At 64.5% G+C, this 21,763-nt stretch carries 16 protein-coding genes; 10 read left to right on the top strand and 6 right to left on the bottom strand.

Annotated elements, in window-relative coordinates:
• The first annotated feature begins 31 nt into the window (after nucleotides 1-31).
• The 10 genes from H0W38_RS00670 (at nucleotide 32) to H0W38_RS00625 (ending at nucleotide 14,496) form a co-directional block, all read left to right on the top strand.
• Complete coding sequence (locus H0W38_RS00670) at nucleotides 32-4,741, top strand: FkbM family methyltransferase (RefSeq protein ID WP_292450589.1); 4,710 nt, start codon at nucleotides 32-34, stop codon at nucleotides 4,739-4,741.
• Nucleotides 4,742-5,872: a nodulation protein NodZ gene (locus H0W38_RS00665; RefSeq protein ID WP_292450588.1), complete on the top strand. Its 1,131-nt coding sequence runs from the start codon at nucleotides 4,742-4,744 to the stop codon at nucleotides 5,870-5,872.
• A gap of 218 nt (nucleotides 5,873-6,090) precedes the next feature.
• Nucleotides 6,091-7,011 (top strand): DUF268 domain-containing protein, encoded by a 921-nt coding sequence (locus tag H0W38_RS00660; protein ID WP_292450587.1) that lies wholly within the window; start codon nucleotides 6,091-6,093, stop codon nucleotides 7,009-7,011.
• Nucleotides 7,012-7,176: 165 nt separating this feature from the next.
• Complete coding sequence (gene gmd / locus H0W38_RS00655; RefSeq protein ID WP_292450586.1) at nucleotides 7,177-8,277, top strand: GDP-mannose 4,6-dehydratase; 1,101 nt, start codon at nucleotides 7,177-7,179, stop codon at nucleotides 8,275-8,277.
• Nucleotides 8,278-8,330: 53 nt separating this feature from the next.
• Nucleotides 8,331-9,272, top strand: coding sequence for a GDP-L-fucose synthase family protein (locus H0W38_RS00650; protein ID WP_367161559.1), 942 nt, complete (start codon nucleotides 8,331-8,333; stop codon nucleotides 9,270-9,272).
• Nucleotides 9,273-9,305: 33 nt separating this feature from the next.
• Nucleotides 9,306-9,854 (top strand): methyltransferase domain-containing protein, encoded by a 549-nt coding sequence (locus H0W38_RS00645; protein ID WP_292450584.1) that lies wholly within the window; start codon nucleotides 9,306-9,308, stop codon nucleotides 9,852-9,854.
• A 114-nt stretch (nucleotides 9,855-9,968) separates the two neighbouring features.
• Complete coding sequence (locus H0W38_RS00640; RefSeq protein ID WP_292450583.1) at nucleotides 9,969-10,928, top strand: right-handed parallel beta-helix repeat-containing protein; 960 nt, start codon at nucleotides 9,969-9,971, stop codon at nucleotides 10,926-10,928.
• 81 nt (nucleotides 10,929-11,009) lie between these two features.
• Nucleotides 11,010-12,068, top strand: a complete 1,059-nt coding sequence (locus H0W38_RS00635) for a glycosyltransferase (RefSeq protein ID WP_292450582.1) — start codon at nucleotides 11,010-11,012, stop codon at nucleotides 12,066-12,068.
• A gap of 50 nt (nucleotides 12,069-12,118) precedes the next feature.
• Nucleotides 12,119-13,045 (top strand): hypothetical protein, encoded by a 927-nt coding sequence (locus H0W38_RS00630; RefSeq protein ID WP_292450581.1) that lies wholly within the window; start codon nucleotides 12,119-12,121, stop codon nucleotides 13,043-13,045.
• Nucleotides 13,042-14,496, top strand: a complete 1,455-nt coding sequence (locus H0W38_RS00625) for a glycosyltransferase family A protein (protein WP_292450580.1) — start codon at nucleotides 13,042-13,044, stop codon at nucleotides 14,494-14,496. Before H0W38_RS00630 ends, H0W38_RS00625 begins: the two co-directional genes overlap by 4 nt.
• Here the strand turns inward: H0W38_RS00625 and H0W38_RS00620 are convergent.
• From H0W38_RS00620 to H0W38_RS00595, 6 genes are all read right to left on the bottom strand, one after another.
• On the bottom strand, nucleotides 14,416-15,798 hold the full coding sequence (locus H0W38_RS00620) for a hypothetical protein (RefSeq protein WP_292450579.1): 1,383 nt from the start codon (nucleotides 15,796-15,798) through the stop codon (nucleotides 14,416-14,418). The genes H0W38_RS00625 and H0W38_RS00620 overlap by 81 nt on opposite strands.
• On the bottom strand, nucleotides 15,795-17,720 hold the full coding sequence (locus H0W38_RS00615; RefSeq protein WP_292450578.1) for a nucleoside-diphosphate sugar epimerase/dehydratase: 1,926 nt from the start codon (nucleotides 17,718-17,720) through the stop codon (nucleotides 15,795-15,797). Before H0W38_RS00615 ends, H0W38_RS00620 begins: the two co-directional genes overlap by 4 nt.
• 44 nt (nucleotides 17,721-17,764) lie before the next feature.
• Nucleotides 17,765-18,370 carry a sugar transferase gene (locus tag H0W38_RS00610; RefSeq protein WP_292450577.1) on the bottom strand — a complete coding sequence of 202 codons (606 nt, stop codon included), beginning with the start codon at nucleotides 18,368-18,370 and terminating at the stop codon, nucleotides 17,765-17,767.
• Nucleotide 18,371: 1 nt separating this feature from the next.
• Nucleotides 18,372-19,526, bottom strand: coding sequence for an ATP-binding protein (locus H0W38_RS00605; RefSeq protein ID WP_292450576.1), 1,155 nt, complete (start codon nucleotides 19,524-19,526; stop codon nucleotides 18,372-18,374).
• 74 nt (nucleotides 19,527-19,600) lie between these two features.
• Nucleotides 19,601-20,776: a DegT/DnrJ/EryC1/StrS aminotransferase family protein gene (locus tag H0W38_RS00600; RefSeq protein ID WP_292450575.1), complete on the bottom strand. Its 1,176-nt coding sequence runs from the start codon at nucleotides 20,774-20,776 to the stop codon at nucleotides 19,601-19,603.
• 22 nt (nucleotides 20,777-20,798) lie between these two features.
• Nucleotides 20,799-21,763: UDP-glucose/GDP-mannose dehydrogenase family protein (locus H0W38_RS00595; protein WP_292450574.1), on the bottom strand; the 965-nt coding region annotated here is incomplete at its 5' end.

Raw genomic sequence — 21,763 nt, 5'->3', positions numbered from 1 at the left:
TTGACGCGCCGCCACACCGATTTCCGAAACCATGAGCTCAGAACTTCAAGACCCTGGCGCTTCTGCAGAATCGACCGTCGTCGAGCTGGTAGTCAATGCGCGAAGCTACCGCATTTACGTGCCGAACGTCGCTACCGACTACATCCAGAAGAAGGTCGCGACGGAGAAGGTTCCCTACGAATCCGAGATGCTTGAAGACATCCGCGAGCGAGTGTCGGCGGGCGATCTCGTGCTTGATGTCGGTGCGAACGTCGGCAACCACACGCTTTTCTTAGCAGCCATTGCTCAGTGCAACGTAGCCGCGTTCGAGCCCAATGGTGATCTGTGCGCCGCCCTGCGAGAGAGCGTGCGGCTCAACGGGTTCGAGCAGCAGATCACGGTGCACGAAGTGGGGCTGGGCCGCGCGTCGTCGGTTGCCCGCTTCGGCGTCGACACGCCGGCCAACCTCGGAGGGCAGCACCTCGACCTGGGCGAGGGGACTATCTCTGTGGTGCCCCTTGACACCTACCGCTTCGACCGCGACGTCAAGGTGATAAAGATCGACGTGGAAGGCATGGAAGTCGACGTTCTGGAAGGCGCGCAGGCGCTGATCGGGCGAGATCGTCCGCTGCTGTATGTGGAATGCACAGCGGAGAAGCACTACCGAGCGGTCTCGAAATGGCTGGAGCGACGCAACTATGTTTACTGGGAAACGTTCAACGCTACGCCAACGCACTTGTTCATGCCGTTGGAACAGGTCACGGTCGAGCAACGACTGCAGCACATGCAGATCAAGACCGCCCAAGGCGACTACCGCTCGAATCAATTGCTTAGAGAGATCAGGCAGCGCATGAATCAAGCGCTCGAGCGTGAACGTGAGGCGAGGGCCGCCTTGTCCAAGGAGCAAACCAAGTACGCCACGCTTGCATCTCAGAAGGCCACCCTCGCCTCGGAAATCGGGGCATACACGAGCAGACTGGCGACATATCAGGCCGAACTTGCGATCGCACAGACCCGACACGCTGCGGCAACAGCGGACCTCACCCGCCAGTCCGAATCCCTGACGCACGCACTCGGGGAACTCGATGCGACACGGCTCTCGCTTCAAAAGCTCAGCCGCACGATCGAGGTTCGAGACATTCGTCTGACCGCTGTCGAGCGCCGCGAAGCGGCTTACGCCGATCGCCTGGAACGCACCAAGGCCAGTGCGACCTACCGGCTCGGTGCCGCGCTGCTGGCCGCCGGCAAGTCGCCCAAAGGCTTCTTGCGCTTGCCTCTGCAATTGGTCCGGATGTATCGCGATGTCCGCGCCCGACGAGCTGGGGCCACCGCCCGCAACGTCTCCGGCGAAGCGCCCGGCGCCGGCAGCCACAGACGTCCGTCTGTCGCACAAGGCGCGATGGCTCGGGCCACTCCTTCGGCAGACCCTTCCACGGTCCTTGCTCAACGCCAGCACGCGGCGGTGCTGCGCGCCTTCGACGGCGAGCTTCGCAAGCTGCGGGTGGCAGGAATCATGGACGAGTTCACCTTTCACTCGTTTCAACCCGAGTGCGATCTGTTGCCGTTGCGGTCGGGAAACTGGCCGGCGCAAGTGGCGGAGTTCAAGCCGCAGATCGTCTTCATCGAGTCCGCGTGGAAAGGGGTCGATGATGAATGGACGCTCAAGGTCAGTAACCCCTCGCAGGCGCTGATGGATCTGATCGCATGGGCTCGCGAGCATGATGTGCCCACGGTGTTCTGGAACAAGGAAGACCCGGTGCATTTCGGTGGCTTTCAGCACGTGGCCCGCGCGGTGGACTATGTGTTCACCACCGACATCGACTGCATCGCCCGCTACAAGCGCCAACTCGGGCACGAGCGGGTGTACCTGCTGCCGTTCGCGGCTCAGCCCGCGGCGCACAACCCGATCGAGCGCTTCCCACGCGAAGATGCATTCTGCTTCGCTGGCTCGTATTACCTGAAGTACCCCGAACGCCAGCGCGATTTCCGCAGCCTGCTTGACGTGGTGAAGGAGTTGAAACCGGTCGAGATTTTCGACCGCAACTTCGGCAGGGCGCACGCGCACTATGAGTTCCCGCCGGAGTACCGGCCTTACATCGTCGGCAGCCTACCTTTCGACCAGATCGACAAAGCCTACAAAGGCTATCGGTATGGCATCAACATGAACACCATCAAGCAGTCGCAGACGATGTTTGCACGACGGGTGTTCGAGCTGCTGGCTAGCAACACCGTTGTTGTGAGCAACTTTTCGAGGGGCTTGCGGCTCCTCTTTGGCGATCTTGTAATCTCCTCGGACTCCCCGGTGGAAATCCGGCGACGCTTGCAGCCCCTGTCCGACGACGATGAGCACTTGCGCAAGTTTCGCTTGGCCGGCCTGCGGAAAGTCATGGCCGAGCACACCTATCGCCACCGCCTCGCCTACATCGTCGGCAAGCTTGGCGGCGCCGATGTGCAATTGCCGAGCGACCGCATCTGCGCCGTAGCCTTTCCTGCTGATCAAGCGCAGGCGCACGCGCTGGTGGACGCGTTCAACCGGCAAACCTTCGACGCCAAGCACCTTTGCCTCGTCGGACCGGAGTTACCAGTTGAACTCATCGGCGAAGCCATCTCGCACGTGGCATCCGCGGACCGGCTCGCCGCCGATCCCGGCTACAGCAGCTCGGCGTGGGTAGCCCCTATCAGCGCGGCCGACTATCACGGCCCGAACTACCTCCTCGACCTGCACCAAGCCACGCGCTACTGCGAAGCGGTCGGCATCGGCAAGGCGACCCGCTACGTCGGCACAGCCGATGACGTGCAACTGATCGACGACGGTAACGCGTACCGCGCGGCCGAGCAATTACTTGCCCGTACATCGGTCCTGCGACGCGAACGATTCGAGGCGCTGGCACTACAAGATGCCGCAAGCCTCGAGTGCACCTCGGTTGGCGGCAACGGGCTCGTCAGCATCGACGAATTCAACTATGCCCAAGGCGCCACGTCCAACGCTAACGGGGCTGTGCGGGCGCTCGTCGACGATTTGCCCGACCTGCACACCGGCGTCGATATTGCCCGGGACTTGTTGCACCACGCTGAGCGAATCCGGGCAGCTGTGCATGGCGATGCCGCTGTCGGCGCAGAAACGTTACCTAGCCTTGCCGCCGCTGAACTGGCGGAGCTGTTGCCGACCAAGGCCGACGCCTGGGTCAGTGACGACTGCCTGCACCTGTCGATTGCGATGCCCGCTGGCAAGCACCGGTACTTCTATCTCGAGCGTTTGTTCAGCCGCGCCGATCTCAACCTGGAGACGAACAGCCGTTTTCAGCTGCTCTGCGAGCACGACCCATCGCTGGATGTCCGCACAGTGTTCGAGTTCCTCGACGAGAACCAACAGAAGATCAGTCACGCGATCAACAAGGCGGGCGAAGCCTACTCCCTGCCTCTGCCGGCGATATGCCAGTCGGTGCGGTTCGGGCTGCGCTTGCAGGGTCGCGGCGAGCTGCGTATTCGCAGTCTCCTGCTCGCCGACGTTGGGGAGCGCCCCACCGTGGTGGTGCCCACTGCCCGGCTCCTCGTCGTCTTGAAGCAGTATCCCGATTATCACGATCTCTACAAATACGGGTTCGTACACAGCCGCCTGCGCGCCTATGCAGAGCGGCACGTGGCGACAGATGTGTTCAAGCTCGCGAGCGACGAGCCCCACAGCTATCGTGAGTTCGAGAACGTGGATGTGACGACGGGCGACCGGGATCTTCTGGACCTTGCGCTCAGCAGCGGCGCCTATCGCCAAGTGTTGATTCACCTGATGGATCGCGCTATTTGGGAAGTAGTGCGGCGCCATCTGGACAGCATGAATGTCACGGTATGGGTGCATGGCGCCGAAATTCAGGTGTGGCAGCGCCGGCAGTTCGAGTTCGAGCGGATGGATGCTGCGGAAGTCGAGCGGCAGAAGCGCCTGAGCGACCAACGGCGCAGCTTCTGGCGCGAGGTGCTCGCTGCGCCACATCCCAACCTGCGGCTGGTCTTCGTATCGCAGCACTTTGCGCAGGAAGTAGCGAGCGACCTAGGACTGAATCTCGCCAACATCCCGCACGAGATCATTCACAACTACATCGACCCTAAGCTGTTCCCTTACGTCCAGAAATCACCCGAAGACCGGCTCCGCGTGCTGTCGATTCGACCTTTCGCCAGTCGCAAGTACGCCAACGACCTCACCGTGGCCGCCATTCAGTCGCTTTCGTCGAAGGCCTGGTTCGGCAAGATGCAATTCACGATTGTCGGTGACGGCGAGATGTTCGACGAAATTACCCGGCCGCTAGCTCGGCTTCCGAACGTCACGCTGTCGAAGCGCTTTCTTACGCAGCTCGAGATCGCGAAGATGCACGGCAGCCACGGTGTTTTCCTGTGTCCAACACGCATGGATGCACAAGGCGTTTCACGCGATGAAGCCATGTCCTCCGGGCTCGTGCCTATCACCAGCGCCGTTGCGGCTATTCCGGAGTTCGTGGACGAGCGCTGCGGGTTCCTTGCGCCGGACGAAGATTACGTCCAACTCGCGCAAGCTATAGAAATGCTGCACCACGACCCGGACCGCTTCGTCGGTCTGTCCCGGTCAGCCTCGCAACGTGTCTTGCGGCAGTCTGGCTATGCGCAAACGATCCAGCGGGAGCTTGATCTCATCATGGCTGATCACGTTGTCTACGCCCCCAAAAAGATGTCAGCGATCGGCACGATGACAGCCCCGCATGAAGAATGCACCGACAACGCTTGCCCGTCCCGCTGAATGGATTCCAAATACGTTCTCGTCAAAAGCTACTACGGTCTGGGCGGCGACCTCTGTGTGCTGCTCGGTGCGATGCATTTCGCAGAGAAGCAACAGCGCGCGGTCGTCGTCGACTGGAGCGGCGGGTTCTACGGCGCGGTCGACAATGGCAACCTGATCAACGAGTACTTTGAAAGCCCCGACTTTCAAGCCCCTTCGGCGTTGCGCGGTAGGGGGCTAAGCATCTTTCCGCCGCAATGGATCAACCGCATACACCTGCCGCCGCTCTCGTATGTCACCGGCGTAGACCTCACGCTGTCGCGACCCGAGGAGGTGCCAGCAGGCTGTGATGCTGATTGCGTGGTTATCACTCGCGACTCTCGGGTGATGCACCGGCGGCCTGAAGAGTTCTTTAGTGTGGCCCAATCTTTGCGACCCGTGGCTCGTATTCGCGACAACATCGAGGAGACGTTGCAACGGATCGGCACAACCCGGCATTCCATTGGTATCCACTTCCGCCACGGGAACGGTGAGCGCAAAGTCATCCCGCCCGACCCCCGATGGTTCCGCAATCGGATCAATGCACGCATGCGAAGCCTCGGCGTGACGGCCGAAGACGTGACGCTTTATGTCGCAACCGACTGCGGGAGTGTCGTCGACTACTTCCGCCGCTACTACCCGCACACCATAGATTTCACCAAGCTCTACCGGCCCAACGGCGAAGGCGCAATGCATATCAATCGCACTGACCTCTGCGTGCAAGCGAAGATGAAACTGGCTGACGAAGCGTTAGTTGACATGTACGTGCTGTCGCGTTGCAAGTTTTTCATTGGATCGCGAGGCTTCTTCAGCCTATTCGTGCGGTTGCTGCGCGGCCGGATGCATAGCATCCTCTATGAAGGCTCGCGCGTCTTCGATAATTACAACTTTTCCGACATCTTCTATTCCATCGACCGCGATCCACTCTTGGCTCCACTGCTCAAGCGCGCGCGGCAGCCCATCGACGGTCTGTTTGTGAATCTAACGCCGGAGGGCCGGCATGTTCACTACTTCGACGAACCACTGCACCTGATCCCGGCCGAAAAGACCGTCCTCACGAGTGCCGAAATTCTCGCGTTCCGAAAATCCATAACAGCGCGGCGAACGTATTGACTTCGTAGACGGTCACTTTGATCGGTTGCACCGGACCTCCCGCCGACTGGAAAGCCTCTCGCTACTGCGCCGCCGGAGTGCGGCGTCAGGACCAACGAGAGATTTACTGTTGACAAGCATGACCAAGGAATTCATCGACGAAGTATGAGCGGGCATGTTGGCGCGAGCCGGTTGACTTGAATGGGTACTTTAATATCCTTATTTTCATAGGCTATGAAATGAACATCTTCAGCTCGATGCTCAAGCCGACCAGAGAATCTCTGTCCAATAAGAACTCTAAGGAAGAGGCATTCTTTTCCCTTTCAGGAAAATATCAGCGGCTCATCGAGAGCTTGGCAAGTGTTCGCGCAGCCTCAGGCGCCGCGTACGTTCCTCCGCCGGAGCATATGCCCTTGGAACTCCGCGACGAATTCATGATGCAGGGCCGCGCCGAAATAATCGACTGGTACCTCAATAACAAGCCCGATCCGAAATCACTGGCGTCGCTTGTGATGTATCGCAAACCGCTCATCGCGCAAACCCGCAAGGACATTGCTCAGCGCAAGTATAAATCCTACGGCGCAACAAACGACCATCTTCGTTCCGCCCTTACGTACTATCCAATCAAGAACAGATTTGTTCTGATCGTTGGCTCGGCCTATCCGCAGTATGAGTGTTTTTGTTTGAATGCGGGGGCACGCCCTGTCACGGTCGAGTACAACGTTCGCTTCTCCGATTCCGACGATCTGACCTTTTTCAGTCCCGCTCAGTTCGACGCGCTCGGCGTCAAAGGAGAAGGGGCAATCGCAATCTCAAGCTATGAGCACGACGGCCTCGGCCGCTATGGCGATCCTGTCGACCCCACTGGCGATTTGAAATCCATGAGAAAGCTGCAGAGCCAGTTGGAGCCGGGAAGCCTTGCGTACATCTCGGTTCCCATAGGACGCGACACAGTGGTTTGGAATGCGCATCGGATCTACGGGCGACACCGCCTGCCCATGCTGTTCGACCAGTGGGAGGTGGTGTCATGCTTCGGCGACAGCCACCAGCTACTTGAAGTAAAGAATGGCATGCTTGTCGTCGACCCTGAGAAATGGGATTCGCACTTCGCACCGTCGAGATCTCGGCCTGAATGGGTCTTTGTGCTTCGGGCGCGATAGGACCACGGCAGAAGGAGCTTGACCAGCGATTTCGCCGCTGAAGACGGATGTGTCGTTCCACCGCGCCAAGCAACTCCAACCGATGAAGCCGCGTTTCGGACGCATCCCACGCTTCGCAGTACTGTCAATCTGTTCCAAGCTTCCGCATAAGACTGCCCCAATTCCATGAAGACAGCCCTGATCACCGGCGTCACCGGACAAGACGGCGCCTATCTCGCCGAGTTGCTGCTCGGCAAGGGTTACACCGTGCACGGGATCAAGCGCCGCACGTCCCTGTTCAACACGCAACGCATCGACCACCTGATCGCCAAGGCGGAGGAGGAAGGGTTGCCCTTCCACTTGCACCACGGCGACATGACCGACTCATCGTCGCTGATGCGCACGATCGAGCATGCCCAGCCCGACGAGGTTTACAACCTTGCGGCGCAAAGCCACGTGGCAGTGAGCTTCGAAGAACCGGAGTACACGGCCAACTCCGATGCGCTGGGCGTACTGCGCATGCTGGAGGCCATTCGTAATTTGCGGTTGGTTGGCAAGACGCGCTTCTACCAAGCCTCCACTTCCGAGCTATATGGCCTGGTGCAGGAAACGCCGCAGACTGAACGCACACCCTTCCACCCGCGCAGTCCCTACGCCGTGGCCAAGATGTACGGTTACTGGATCACCGTGAACTATCGCGAGGCCTACGGTATGTACGCGTGCAACGGCATTCTGTTTAATCACGAATCACCGATCCGCGGCGAGACTTTCGTGACGCGCAAGATCACTCGCGGTCTCGCGCGAGTAGTCCTCGGCCTGCAGCCCGATCTCGCACTCGGCAACCTCGATGCGCTGCGCGATTGGGGACATGCCCGCGACTACGTGGTCATGCAGTGGCTCATGCTGCAGCAAGATCAGCCGGAAGATTTCGTGATCGCGACCGGCGTGCAGTTCTCGGTGCGGCAGTTCGTGGAGCGGGTGTGCGACCGGCTGGGCCTGCGCATCGAATGGCGCGGCACCGGCGTCGGTGAGGTGGGCATTCTTGCTGAAACGCAGGTCGAGTTGCTGCGCAACCGCATCGGCACGCCGCTCGTTCGGGTCGACAGCCGCTACTTCCGCCCCGCCGAAGTGGAGACGCTTCTCGGCGATGCCACCAAGGCGCGCGAGCGCCTTGGCTGGACTCCAACCATCAGTTTCGACGAGCTGGTCACTGAGATGGTCACGGGCGACCTGCACCGCGCCCGGGCCGAGCAATCGCTGCGCCATCAGGGCCTCGGCTACCTGTGAGTGCGCCCCTGGACACTCTTGCGATGAATGCACATTCCGACGGGTTGATCTTCGTGGCGGGTCACAACGGCCTGGTCGGCCGCTCCCTCGTGCGTCGTCTGCGCACGTTGGGCCATGACAACCTCCTCCTGCGCAGCCGCTCAGAATTGAACCTGAGCGACCAAGCTGCCGTGCAGGCCTTCCTGTCATCCCACCCGATCTCTCAGATCTACGTTGCGGCAGCCAAGGTGGGCGGCATTTTGGCCAACTCCACCCTGCCGGCCGATTTCATTCATGAGAACCTGCTGATCCAGTCGAACCTCATCGCGGGCGCGCACGCCGCCGGCATCCAGCAGCTGCTGTTCCTCGGCTCCTCGTGCATCTACCCCAAGCTCGCGGCGCAGCCCATCGTCGAGGAAGCGCTATTGACCGGCCCGCTCGAGCCCACGAACGAGCCGTATGCGATCGCCAAGATCGCCGGAATCAAGCTGTGCGAAGGGTTCGCGCGGCAATACGGCCGCGACTACCGCACCGTTATGCCCACCAATCTCTATGGACCTCATGACAACTTCCACCCCAGCGGCTCGCATGTGCTGCCGGCGCTGATCCGCCGCTTCGTGGAGGCGGTTGAGCAGAACGCGCCGGTGGTCACGGTCTGGGGCAGCGGCACGCCGCGCCGCGAGTTCCTCCATGTAGACGATCTCGCCGCCGCATGCGTCACAGTAATGAACGTCGGTGCCGAGCGGCTTGGGTCCATCACCACCGAGACCTGCTCGCACGTGAATATCGGCTGCGGCGAGGATCACACCATCGCCGACGTGGCACACCTCGTGGCGCGACTCACCGGCTACCGCGGCGCGATCGAGTTCGACACTTCCAAGCCTGACGGCACCCCGCGCAAGCTGCTCGACTGCTCCAAGGTCTTCTCCCTGGACTGGAAGCCGGCGCTCTCGCTGGAACAAGGCCTGCGCCAAACGATCGACTGGTACCTTGCCAACCGAGCATCGGCCGCGTGACCCGGCAGCAGACGCCCTTTGAAGGACTTCCCCATGAAACTCCACCTCGGCTGCGGCAGACGCTTCATTCCCGGCTTCGTCCATCTCGACGCGATCGACTTCCCGCATGTCAACCATGTGCGCAACGTAGACGACCTCTCGTGCTTCGACGCCGACTCCTGCGACCTCATCTACGCCTGCCACATCGTCGAGCACTTCACACGCACCCAGGTCGGCACGGTGCTGCGGGAGTGGGGGCGTGTGCTTCGCCCGGGTGGCACGCTTCGCATCGCCGTGCCCGACTTCGAAGCAATCTGCGAGGTCTACACGCGCACGAAAGACCTGCGTCTCGTGATCGGTCCGGTCTTCGGTCGCCAGGATCACCAGCACAACTTCCACTACAGCGCGTTCGACTTCGATGCGGCGCGCCAGTTGCTCGAAGACTGCGGCTTCACCGACGTGCGCCGCTACGATTGGCGGGAGACGGAACACGCCGATGTGGATGACTTTTCCCAGGCTTACATCCCGCACATGGACAAGGCGAACGGCACGCTGATCAGCTTGAACATCGAATGCACCAAGCTGCAGGCTGCTGATCGCTGACGGCTGCGGCCCACGCGAAACCCCATGCGACCGATGTCACTGCCCCTCCCGGGCGCACTCGCGCACACCGCGTCCCTGACCGCAGCGGCCCTGCGACTTGTGCGCGGCGCACTGATGGCCGCGTTGCTCGGGGGCGCCTGCGTCGCGGCCCCGCTCGCCACGACCCTGCATCTCGCGCCCCACGGCAGCGACGATGCGGACGGCACGAGCCGCGTCCACGCCGTCGCTTCCATGGCGCGTGCCTGGGAACTGGCGGGCAAACAAGAACCCGGCGACTCCACGGTGACGGTGCTCGTACATCCGGGCACCTACCGCGGTCAATCGCTGTTGATCGAGGGCAGCCGTCCGGTTCCGGCCGTGACGTGGCGAGGCCTGCGCCGGGATGGGAAGCGGCCCGTGTTCGTCGGCGATCACCGCCATCCGACCTGGTTGCGCGTGAAAGCGTCCGACGGCAAACCCACGGGCCTGACCGTGGAGGGCTTGGAAATTCGCGACTACCTCACGGCCATCTCGTTGGAAGGCAACCGCGACGATCCGGCGGCGTTCAACGAAGGCACGGTGATTCGCAACAACGTGTTCCAGCGCATCGGCACCATTGCGATCAACGACGCGACCAAAACCTCCACGGCCGCCGTGCGGTTCGTCAACTCGCGCGACAACACCGTGGCAGGCAACCGTTTTCTCACCATTCGCAACGTAAAACATTGCGGCGGGCTGCACGCCCTTTATTTGGCGCACTTCTCGTCATCGAACCGCATCGTCGACAACCACTTCGAGGACCTGTGTGGCTCAGTGGTTCGGTTTCGCGACCGCGCCAACGACAACGTCGTGCGCGACAACCGCTTCAGCCGTGTGGATCGGTCGCCGGCTGTGGAAGAGTGGTTCTGCGACATGGGTGGACGCAAGGGCTGCACCAAGGCACTGGGCGAATGCCCCTCCACCGGCAACATCGAAACAAACAACACGCTTGCCGACTCCGTAGGTGCAGAGCTGGTTTCCATCAAGGGGGCCAGCCAGCCGCGGGCCTGGTGCGATGCCGAGGACTTTCGCCGTCAGCGGGTCATTTCGCGGTGATGAACGCAGCAACGGTTGACGGTACGAGCCTGAACTCATGGTCTCCTCGTTCATGCTGATGATCGAAGGACCACTGGTTTGATGGCCTTGCTCGAACGCCTCGGCTGGGCTGGGTCGCCCCGGCCGACCGGCCCGCATGCCCGCCTGCACATCGCCCTGCTGGCCGATGACCTCACCCGCTCCTGCCTGCGCCACGAATGCCGCATCACCGACGTCACGCCGGCCAACTTCGCCACGGTGCTGCGCCGTCAGCGCCCCGACCTGCTGTTCGTGGAGTCGGCCTGGGCCGGCCTGGACAACTGCTGGAAGTTTCGCGTTGCCCAGTACCCCGACCATCCGGAACGCAACAACGCCGATCTCGTCCGCCTGGTGGTATGCGCGCGCGAGTTGGGCATCCCGGCGGTGTTCTGGAACAAGGAAGACGGCGTGCACTTCGAGCGCTTCCTCGGCAGCGCCCGGCTGTTCGACACCATCTTCACGGTCGATGCCGCTTGCGTGCCGCGCTACCGCGAACGCCTGGGTGAGCAGGTGCGCGTGGGTTTGCTGCCCTTCGCCGTGCAACCTGCCATCCACAGCTTTTCCGGCTTCGGCGAACGGGCCCCCGATGCCTGCTTCGTCGGCACCTACGACCGCAACATTCACCCCGGCCGGCTCGCCAGGCAGGAGATGCTGCTCGAGCCAGCGGCAGCCACGCTGGGCCTCACGGCGATCGACCGCAACTCTCATAGGCGCGGCACCAACTACCGCTACCCGCCCTGGCCCGGCCTGCGCGTACGGCCCCGGCTGGCGCACCACCGCACGGCGGAGGTCTACAAGTCCCACCTCGTATCCCTCAACGTCAACACGATCGAGGACTCCAACACCATGTTCTCGCGGCGCCTGATCGAGATCCTGGCCTGCGGTGGACTGGCCGTGTCCACACCGGCGCAGGCCATCGACGCTCTGTTCAAGGATTGCTGTCACGTGGTGTCCTCCCGTGAGGAAGCCGTGGCCTTGTTCGAGCGCCTGCGGCGTGACGGCTATAGCGCGCAAGACCGCGAGATGATCACTTACGCCTCGGCTCTGGTGCTGCGCGAGTACACCTACGCCCGGCGCCTGGACACCGTGCTCGACGCCATCGGCGAACGCACCCGGTCGTGATGGTTGCGCCTAGTCCTCGCCGCTACGGTGTGTGCTGGTGGCGTCGGCGGATGACCACCCTGGAGCCGCTGCTCGGTGCATGCGTGGTCTATCCGCCTCTGCTGGGCCGCGACGTCGATGTCTTGCTGGCCTGGGGCCGAAAGCGGGGCACGGGCCGTGCGCTGCGCTGGCCCTGGGCGCCGGCATTGCCGACGATGTACGCGGAGGACGGCTTCGTGCGCTCGTTCGGCCTCGGCGATCGAGACCCGCCGCTGTCGATCGTGCTCGACACAGTCGGCATCTATTACGACGCGACCGCCCCCTCCGGCTTCGAGGCCTTGATGACGGCCGGGCGGGGCGATGCCGAACGCGCTCGTGCACGTCGGCTGGCCGAACGCTGGCGCGCAGCAGGGGTCTCCAAGTACAACCACGCGCCCGACGTGCCACCGTCGTTGTGCGAACCCTATGTGTTGGTGGTCGACCAGACCCGCGGCGACGCCTCGATCCGCTGCGGCCTGGCCGACGAGCACAGCTTCGCCCGGATGCTGGAGGCAGCACTCGACGAGAACCCCGCCACGGCCGTGCTGCTCAAGGTCCACCCCGATGTGGTCGCCGGTCGAAAGCGCGGTCACTTCGACTCTCTCGGCGCCGCAGCGGCGCGGGTGACCGTTGTGGCGCACGATGTGCATCCCCCTGCCTTGCTGGAGTCTTCGGTGGTGGTCTACACGGTGAGCTCGCAGATGGGTTTCGAGGCGCTGCTGTGGAACAAGCCGGTGCGCACCTTCGGCATGCCGTTCTACGCCGGCTGGGGGCTTACGGACGACGATCTGGCCGCGCCTGCGCGCCGCACTGCAGCCGGCACCGTAACGCTTGACGACCTGGTGCATGCCGCCCTGCTGCAGTACCCGCGCTACCTCGACCCAGAGACGGGCCAGCGCTGCGAAGCTGAACGACTGATCGACTGGATGGCCGGGCAGCGGCACGCGAGGCTTCCATGAGACCGGGTGCGCTGCTGCAGCGACTGGAGAGCCTCTATCTGGTTCACCGCGCCACCCGCAATACACCGCTGATCGCGCTGGCGGATCTGGTGCGCAGCGGCCGCAGCGATCCTGAGCGCACCCTGGCTCTGTGCATCAAGCTCGGCTTGCCGGACCGCGCCCGTCGCACGTTGCGCGAAAGCGGCATGGCGCCGACCCCGGCGCTCGCCCTGCAGTTGGCTTGGCTGGAGGGAGACTTCGCAACGCTCGACCGCCTGGCCGCCGATTCGGCAACGTCCGCCTCGCTGCGGCGCACGCCGCAGAACACGCAGAACCGGTGTCTATCCATCGTGGCTCAGCGCTCACCGCAGGCGGCCTTGGCCCTTGTCACAAGCATGCCTCGAAGACCGCTGTGTGCGCCCGCCGTCGCATGGCGAGCCGGGGAACCGGCCATTGCCGAAGCTTGGCGCCGAAACCTGCGCTGGCGCCTGCACGCCGACTACCTGCTACTCGACGCCAACCGGGCGAGCAACGCGCAGCACAAGCTGGCCGCGTTCAACGACTATCTCTCACACCATGGCCTCGCGCCACTGCGGCTGATCGATGCAGCCCTGCCGCTGAGCGTGTGCAATGTCGTCGCGGCCGAGAGTAGCGCCGGAGGTGGCATCGGGCCGGTCTCGGTGGTGATTCCCGCCCACGACAACGAGCGGCACATCGGCGCCTCGATCGAATCGATGCTGCGGCAGACCTGCCCGCCTGCGGAAATCGTGGTGGTCGATGACGCAAGCCGCGACGGCACGTCGCGTGTGGTCGGTGAACTGGCTGCCGCGCATCCGGCCATTCGCCTGATCCGGCTGCCTGCCAACCGCGGCGCCTACTTTGCGCGCAACGTCGGTCTGGCGGCAGCGCACGGCGAATTCGTGGCTTTCCAGGACGCAGACGACTTCGCGCATCCGCAGCGGCTCGCGCTATCGGTCGAACCTTTGCTGCGCGACGCAGAAGTGCATGCGAGCACCAGCCGGTGCGTGCGGCTTTCTGACGACGGGATGTTCGGCGAGGTGCGCCTTTGGCCGTTGACACGCTGGACCCCCATCTCCCTCGTGGTCCGGCGCGAGATCGCGCTGACCAGGGTGGGTTTCTTCGAAGAAGTACGCTTCGGCGCCGACAGTGAATACGTCGCCCGGCTGCGGCTGCTGCTCGGCGAAAGGCATCACCGCCTGGTTGCCCAGCCGTTGGCGCTGTTCGGGCAGCGCGCCGGCTCGCTCACCACCGCCGCAGACACCGGCTTCGACTCCAAGGGTCGTTCCGGGCCGCGCATCGCCTACCAGGAGACGTGGACCGAGCGTCACCTTGCCAGCCTGCTCGGTTCACAAGCCCTCTACCGGCCGGCTTCAAGCGAGGTGGCGGAGTTGCTGGGCGCACGCAGCGCCATGGGGGACGGCCGGCTCTGCGGCGATGGCCCGCAGGACTGACGCAACGGCCGCGCCCGACGCACGCCGGCTGCGCTGCGATTCCCGCGCCTCGCGCACGTGCTGCACCACGATGCCGGCGGTGAGCTCGATGTCTTCGTCGGTGTAGGCCCAGGCATCTCCCGGCGCCTGGTAGTAGCGCAGCACCGCCGCCTTGAGTTCGTGTCCAGCGGCGGGATCGTCGCCCTGCACCACGGCGGCCTTCGCCTGCTCGATGAAGTCATCGCGGCTCACTCGCAGGATGCATCGACGGCCCGGGCCGGTGTAGAAGCTGTCCCCAAAACACAGCACCGTCTTGCCCCGAATAGCGGCTTCAAAGCCCGCGTTGGAATTCAGGCACACCACGAACGCGGTGCGCGGATAGAAGCGCGCGAGGTTGCCGTCGATCAGGCGCGCGCCCTCGGGAAGTCGATAACGGCGCACGTCCATCGGGTGCATCTTCACCAGCACCTCGGCGTTCGGCAGCGCCTTGCGCACGCCGCTCACCACGAAGTCGATCAACTCCTGGTTGTGGCGGAAGGGCGAATACATGACGAACTGAGAATCGGTAGGCAGTTGCAGCGGCAGGATCACCAGCGGTGCGCTGCCCGGCGGCGGCTGATGCTCGGGCTCATGCAGTATCGGCAGTTCCGGGTGCTCGGCCCGAAACTGCTTCAGCGCGATGCGCGTGTAGTTGAAGACGTGATAGCGCTTGTGCTGCATCAGCCCGCGTGCCGGCTCCACCGCCCGTGCCAAGGCATTGCGAATGAGGAACTTCGCGAAGCGCAGCCTGAGCCAGGGCTCGGTGGCCCGCCGGGCCGGAAGGTCCGCCTCGTTCATGCCAGAGATACGCTCGCAGCCCTCGGCAGCTTGCAGGTCGAACCGCGCATTGATCCCCTGTGTGCTCAAGCTCGAGGTGCGCAGTCGGAACGCGCCGCGCTCGAAGTACACGCACACCACGCCGAGTTCCTCGGCTGCAAGCTGAGCAGCCACGGAAAATGGCCTGGCGTCGGAAAACAGCAGACAGGTGTCGATTCGCTCGGCCTGGAAGCGGGTCTTGAACCAGCTCACGGCGTGCGAGAACGCCCGAATGAAGGCGGTGCTTCGGGCATCGGCCCATTCAGCGCGTTCGAACGAGGGCGGCACTGAATAGCGTTGCTCCGTATCGCCCGGGGACCACACGATGCTGCGGTCGCCTTGCGTGTACATCCGGTAGGCAGGGCACGAGAGCAGGGCCACAGAGCTTCCGCTCGTGCGGCGCGCCAGGCGCGAAGACAGGGCCTGGAAGTAGCGGCTGTAGGGCGGGTCGAGGTAGGCGATGTTCATGCAGAAAGGTCGGTGGTCGGCCTTGGGGCTTCGGTCAGCACGGCGGCGCCGCCCGGGACCCGGTATTCGGGGACAGTGTGCCGCAGCCAGCGGCGCACCTCGTTGGCCGGCGCGCTCTGTCGATCACCGGCCCAGCGCAGCAGCGCCGCAGCGCGCTCGGCATCGGCGCCAATGCGGGCAACCGAGATGCGGGGGTTGGCGGTCGGCAGGGCGGTGTCGGCATCGGCCAGCAATTCCTCGTAGAGTTTTTCACCAGAACGCAGGCCGCAGAACTCGATGGCGATGTCGTCCAGCGCGTGGCCCGAGAGGCGGATAAGGTCACGCGCCAGATCGACGATTCTCACCGGGTCGCCCATGTCGAGCACATACACCCGCCCGCTCTCGCCAATGGCCGCCGCCTGCACCACCAAGCGTGCCGCTTCCGGGATGGTCATGAAGTAACGGGTGATGTCTGGATGTGTCACGGTGACAGGCCCGCCCGCGGCGATCTGGGCCTTGAACTTCGGAATGACGCTGCCGCTGGAGCCGAGCACGTTGCCGAAACGCACGGTCATGAACCGCGTAGGGTGGCCCTGCTCGGCCAAGTGGGCGAGGGCCATTTCAGCGGCGCGCTTGGTGGCGCCCATCACGTTGGCGGGGTTGACCGCCTTGTCGGTGGACACGAGCACGAAACGCTCCACGAGCGCCTCGGCGCTGGCCAGCGCGGCACGGTACGTACCGAGCGTATTGTTGGCCAGGGCCGACCAGGCGTTGTCTTTCTCCATCAACGGCACGTGCTTGTAGGCTGCAGCATGAAAGACGATGTGTGGCCGAAAGGAAGCCATCACGTCGCGCAGATGCTCGAGGTTCTTCACGTCACCGACAAGGCGCGCCAGCGGCAAGTGCGGGAAGCTCTCGCTCAACTCCTGCTCGATCGTGTAGAGATTGAACTCGCTCAGCTCGTACAGGACCAACCGCGCCGGTCCGTAACGGGCGACCTGCCGGCACAGCTCGGCGCCGATGCTGCCGCCGGCGCCGGTGATCATCACGGTCTTGCCGCCCAGACATTCGGCAATGCCCGCTTCGTCGAGGCGCACCGGCTCGCGGCCGAGCAGGTCTTCCGGCTGGATGTCGCGCATGCGGCTGACCGCCGCGCCTTCCAGCAGTTCCTGCGCGGAGGGCACGGTGAGCACCGGCAGGCCCGTTTCGCTCGCCAACTCGATGACGCTGCGGCGCTGCGCGGCGCGCACCGAGGGCATGGCGACGATCACATGCGTGGCCTCGAGGCTGCGCGCCAGTTCGGGCAGGCGCTCCAGGGCGCCGAGCACCGGCACGCCGGCCACACGGGTGCGCTGCTTGGCGGCGTCGTCGTCGAGCACGCCCATCACCACCCAGCCCTGGTGCTGGATGCCGGCGAGCAGCAGCCGTGCCGCATCGCCGGCGCCGAGCACCAGCGCGCGGCGAGCGTGCGCCGCACCGCCGGCGATTTGCGCGCGCATGTGTTCGTAGAGCATGCGATAGGCAAGTCGCACGCTGGCCAGGCCGAACAGCACGATCACCGGGTGCAGCGCCAACACCGCGCGCGGCACCGCGCGCAACTCGGCCATGAGCACGATCACCGCCGCCAGCGCGCCGGCCAGGCTGCAGGCGATCGTCAGACGCTTGATCTCGCCGAAGCCCGAAAAGCGCCACATGCCGCGCGGCACGCCGAGCAGCACGAAGACCACCAGGTACAGCGCCACGATGCCCAGCAGCACCCAGCCGTCGTAGCCGGGCCGAGCCGACCACCAGCGCTCGAAGCCCAGGCGAAACAGGTAGGTGAAGTTCCAGCAGGCGGCGATGACCAGCGCGTCGAGGGCCAGCGCGAGCGGCTGGCGATGCGGGCGCAACCGACGCAGCGCGGCGTCGAGGCGGTGCCAGAGCGTGGAATCGGGGGGCAGCATGATGGCCGTTTCGGCGCGGCGACGGGCTCGGTGGGCAGCGGGGATTATCGGCTGCCCCCGCCGCACAACAGCACCAGCGTGCGTGCGAGCACGCGCAGATCGGAGCCGAGCGAGGCGCTTGCAGCGTAGTCGGCAGAAGCGCGCAGCTTGGCCGGCATCAGCACATCCACGTACTCGCGCTCGGGGTCCGCGGCACGGGCGAGCCGGTCGCCCTCGTCCAGGTAGGCCAACGCGGCCGGGTCGGTGAGACCGGGGCGCACCGCAAGCACACGCTCGCGCAAGGCGTCGGGGTACAGAGCCACGAAGCGCGGCAGTTCCGGACGGGGGCCGACCAGGCTCATGTCGCCCTTGATCACATCGATCAGCTGCGGCAGTTCGTCGAGCCGGCGTGCTCGCAGGAAGCGGCCCATGCGGGTGATGCGCGCGTCGTCGCCCACAGTGAGGGGCGGGCCGCGCTCGGGCGCGTCGACCACCATGGTGCGGAACTTGTGAATGCGAAACAAGGCGCCGTGCCGACCGACGCGCTGCTGGCGAAAGAAGACGGGGCCGGGCGAGTCGAGCCTGATGGCCAGCGCAATCACGGTCATCAGGGGTGCGAACAGCAACAAGCCGAAGCTCGCCAGCAGCAGATCGAAAGTGCGCTTGGCCATCTCACGAAAACATCGCGGGTATGGCTTCCACGGGCACCACTTCCACACCCTCGGCAAGCCGGTAGCGCCGCTGCACCGGTGCGATCACGTAGGCTCGGTCCGCTTGCAAATCCTGCAGGGCATTCCAGAAGCCCTTGGTCGGCTTCGGCGCCGCAGAAAACTTGATTTCGATTGCGATCGTTTTCGTGCCGCGCTCGACGACCGCATCCAGCTCGGCCCCGGCGGCGGTGCGGTAAAAGCCGAGCTGTGCATCGGGCGGCAGATGGGCCGCAATCTGCTCCATCACGAAACCTTCCCAGGATGCACCGGCGATCGGGTGGCCCTGAAGGTCCTTGACCGACGCGATGCCGAGCAGCGCGTGTAGCAGGCCGCTGTCGCGCAGATAGACCTTGGGCGACTTGACGAGCCGCTTGCCCACATTGGGCAGGTGCGGCGCCAGGCGGCGCACCATCATCGTGTCGATGAGGGCATCCAGATATCGGGCCACGGTGGTATGCGAAGCACCCCCGAGCGAGAGCCCCAGTTGCGATGCGTTGAACAGCTGCCCTTGCAGATTGGCCAGCATCTGCCAGAAGCGGCGCAGCGTTTCAGCAGGCACGCGCACTCCCATTTCGGGCAGGTCCCGGTTCAGGAAGGTTCGCACGAAGTCCAGGCGCCATGCATACGACGCTTCGTCGTCGGCGGCCAGATGGCTGAGCGGATAGCCCCCGCGTAGCCAGAGCGACTGCAGGCCGACCGGATCGGGCTGCAACTCGCTCACCAGCAAGGGGGTCAGCTCGAGACAGGCCACGCGGCCGGCGAGCGACTCGCCCGACTGTCGCAGTAGCGCGCCGGAGGCGGAGCTCAACAACAGGAAGCGCCCGGCGCGGCGGTCATCGTCGATCTCGGGACGAAGCGCTGCGAACAACTCGGGGGCGAGCTGTACTTCGCCGAGGACGACGAGCCGGTCGCGGTGAGCCGGGAAGAAAAGCTCGGGCTGGGCCACCGCGGCGCGATCGGATTCGCGCTCCAGGTCGAGGAAGACCGACTCGGGGTGGCGGCTGGCGATTGCCCTGGCGAGCGTAGTTTTGCCGACCTGTCGCGGACCGAGCAGCACCACCGCGGGGGTCGTGGCGAGTCGGCGTTCGAGGAGTTCAGTGAGGTGCCGATCCAACATCCTTGTATTTTGATCGGGCCGTGATCAATTTACAAGGACACAAACTGCGCCGCTTTCGAGCGCGGGCACGTTGGTTATCGCGTCGCCAATGCACCTCGCACGGCGTCCACGACCCGTTCCACATCGGCATCGCTCATCTTCGAGTAGATCGGCAGACTCGCCATGCGCTCGTAGGCACGCTGACTGTGCGGGAACCGCTCGGCGCTCAGGGCATAGCGCTCGCGCCAGTACGGGTGCTGGTGCAGCGGGATGTAGTGCACGCTGGCGCCGACGCCGAGCGCGAAGAGGCGTTCGATGAAACGGTCGCGATTCGCCGACGCCTCGTCGCTCAGGCGCACGACGTAGAGGTGCCAGGCATGCAGGTCGCCGGGTTGTGCGGCGGGCGGCAGCAGCAAGGGCAGATTGGCGAAGGCGGTGTTGAAGCGCTCGGCGATCTGGGCGCGGCGCTGCCGGAAAGCGCGCGCGCGCCTGAGCTGGTGGATGCCCAACGCCGCGGCGATGTCGGTCAGGTTGTACTTGAAGCCCGGCGCCACCACTTCGTAGTACCAACTCGGCGTCTTGGAAGTGAAGCGGTCGAAAGCGTCGCGGTTGATCCCATGCAGGCGCATCACCTTCACGCGCCGGGCGAGTTCGGCATCGCGCGTGACGACCATGCCGCCCTCGCCGGTGGTGATGGTCTTGTTGGCGTAGAAGCTGAACACCGTGGCGTCGCTGCCGAGCGTGCCGACCAGCGCGCCGCGGCAGGTGGTCGGCAGCGCATGGGCGGCGTCTTCCACCACTTTCAGGCCATGGCGCCGGGCGATGGCCAGCAGCGCAGGCATGTCGGCGGCGAGACCGGCGTAGTGCACGGGAATGATGGCCTTGGTGCGCGGCGTGATTGCGGCTTCGACGAGGGCAGGGTCGATGTTGAGCGTGGCCGGATCGATATCGACCAGCATGACGTCGGCGCCGAGGTAGCGCACGACTTCGGCCGTGGCGGTGAAGGTGTGGGTGGTGGTGATGACCTCGTCACCGGGGCCGATGCCGAGGGCTTCCAGGGCGAGGTGCAGGCCGGCGGTGGCGGAGTTGACGGCGATGGCGTGCAGCGGCGCGGCGTCGGCACCGGCGAGAAACGCCGCGAAATCCTCCTCGAAGCGCTTCGCCTTCGGCCCCGTCGTCACCCAGCCGGAGCGCAGCGTATCGACCACCTCGGCGATCTCTTCCTCGCCGATCTCTGGCAGCGCGAACGGCAGGAAGGGCAGGTCGCTCATGGGGTTTCGAGCGCGTGGAAGCTCACACCTTCCCGCGGCCGATGCCGTGGTATTCGATGCCCAGCTCTTCCATCAGCGCCGGCTCGAACAGGTTGCGCCCGTCGAACACCAGCGGCTCCTTCAGCGTGTTGCGGATGGCGTCGAAGTCCGGGCTGCGGAACTCCTTCCATTCGGTGACGATGACCAGCGCATCCGCACCCTCCAGCGCGGCGCTGGCCGAATCCGCATACGACAAACCCTGCTGGTCGGGCATGGAACGGCGGGCTTCGTCGGCTGCCACCGGGTCATAAGCCACAACCTGCGCACCGAGCGACATGAGGCGGTCGATCAGCACGCGGCTCGGCGCTTCGCGCATGTCGTCGGTGCCGGGCTTGAAAGCGAGGCCCCACAGCGCGAAGCGCTTGCCGGACAAATCCTTGCCGTAGCGCGCGACGATCTTGTCGGCCAGCAACTGCTTCTGTCGCTCGTTCACCGACTCCACCGCGCCCAGCAGCTCCAGCGCCTGCCCCGCCTCGCTGGCCGAGCGGATCAGCGCCTTCACGTCTTTCGGAAAGCACGAGCCGCCATAGCCGGCGCCGGCATAGAGGAACTGCGTGCCGATGCGCGGATCGCTGCCGATGCCCTGGCGCACCAGCTCGATGTCGGCACCGACCGCCTCGGCCACGCGCGAGAGCTCGTTCATGAAGCTGATGCGCGTGGCGAGCATCGCGTTGGCGGCGTACTTGGTGAGCTCCGCACTCCGGATGTCCATCACCAGCACGCGGTCGCGGTTGCGCACATAAGGCGCGTAGAGCGAGCGCATCAGCAGCACGGCGCGCTCGTCCTCGGCACCGATCACTACGCGGTCCGGCCGCATGAAGTCGGCCACCGCTGCGCCTTCCTTCAGGAACTCGGGGTTGCTGACCACCGCGTACTCGCATTTCACGCCGCGCGCGGCGAGCGCCGCTTCGATGGTCGCGCGCACCTTGTCGGCCGTGCCCACCGGCA

The organism is Methylibium sp. (assembly GCF_013817365.1).
Taxonomy (GTDB): Bacteria; Pseudomonadota; Gammaproteobacteria; order Burkholderiales; family Burkholderiaceae_C; genus Methylibium.
Note: the sequence above shows the minus strand (reverse complement) of the source record. Positions and strands in the feature narration are given on the sequence as shown.

What these genes read in the sequence shown, in the direction of transcription:
- H0W38_RS00645 (WP_292450584.1), top strand. Translation starts at nt 9,306, where the DNA reads ATGAAACTCCACCTCGGCTGCGGCAGACGCTTCATTCCCGGCTTCGTC.
- H0W38_RS00610 (WP_292450577.1), bottom strand. Translation starts at nt 18,370, where the DNA reads ATGGCCAAGCGCACTTTCGATCTGCTGCTGGCGAGCTTCGGCTTGTTG.
- H0W38_RS00615 (WP_292450578.1), bottom strand. Translation starts at nt 17,720, where the DNA reads ATGCTGCCCCCCGATTCCACGCTCTGGCACCGCCTCGACGCCGCGCTG.
- H0W38_RS00620 (WP_292450579.1), bottom strand. Translation starts at nt 15,798, where the DNA reads ATGAACATCGCCTACCTCGACCCGCCCTACAGCCGCTACTTCCAGGCC.
- H0W38_RS00665 (WP_292450588.1), top strand. Translation starts at nt 4,742, where the DNA reads ATGGATTCCAAATACGTTCTCGTCAAAAGCTACTACGGTCTGGGCGGC.
- H0W38_RS00660 (WP_292450587.1), top strand. Translation starts at nt 6,091, where the DNA reads ATGAACATCTTCAGCTCGATGCTCAAGCCGACCAGAGAATCTCTGTCC.
- H0W38_RS00600 (WP_292450575.1), bottom strand. Translation starts at nt 20,776, where the DNA reads ATGAGCGACCTGCCCTTCCTGCCGTTCGCGCTGCCAGAGATCGGCGAG.
- H0W38_RS00670 (WP_292450589.1), top strand. Translation starts at nt 32, where the DNA reads ATGAGCTCAGAACTTCAAGACCCTGGCGCTTCTGCAGAATCGACCGTC.
- H0W38_RS00630 (WP_292450581.1), top strand. Translation starts at nt 12,119, where the DNA reads ATGACCACCCTGGAGCCGCTGCTCGGTGCATGCGTGGTCTATCCGCCT.
- gmd (WP_292450586.1), top strand. Translation starts at nt 7,177, where the DNA reads ATGAAGACAGCCCTGATCACCGGCGTCACCGGACAAGACGGCGCCTAT.
- H0W38_RS00605 (WP_292450576.1), bottom strand. Translation starts at nt 19,526, where the DNA reads ATGTTGGATCGGCACCTCACTGAACTCCTCGAACGCCGACTCGCCACG.
- H0W38_RS00640 (WP_292450583.1), top strand. Translation starts at nt 9,969, where the DNA reads ATGGCCGCGTTGCTCGGGGGCGCCTGCGTCGCGGCCCCGCTCGCCACG.
- H0W38_RS00625 (WP_292450580.1), top strand. Translation starts at nt 13,042, where the DNA reads ATGAGACCGGGTGCGCTGCTGCAGCGACTGGAGAGCCTCTATCTGGTT.
- H0W38_RS00635 (WP_292450582.1), top strand. Translation starts at nt 11,010, where the DNA reads ATGGCCTTGCTCGAACGCCTCGGCTGGGCTGGGTCGCCCCGGCCGACC.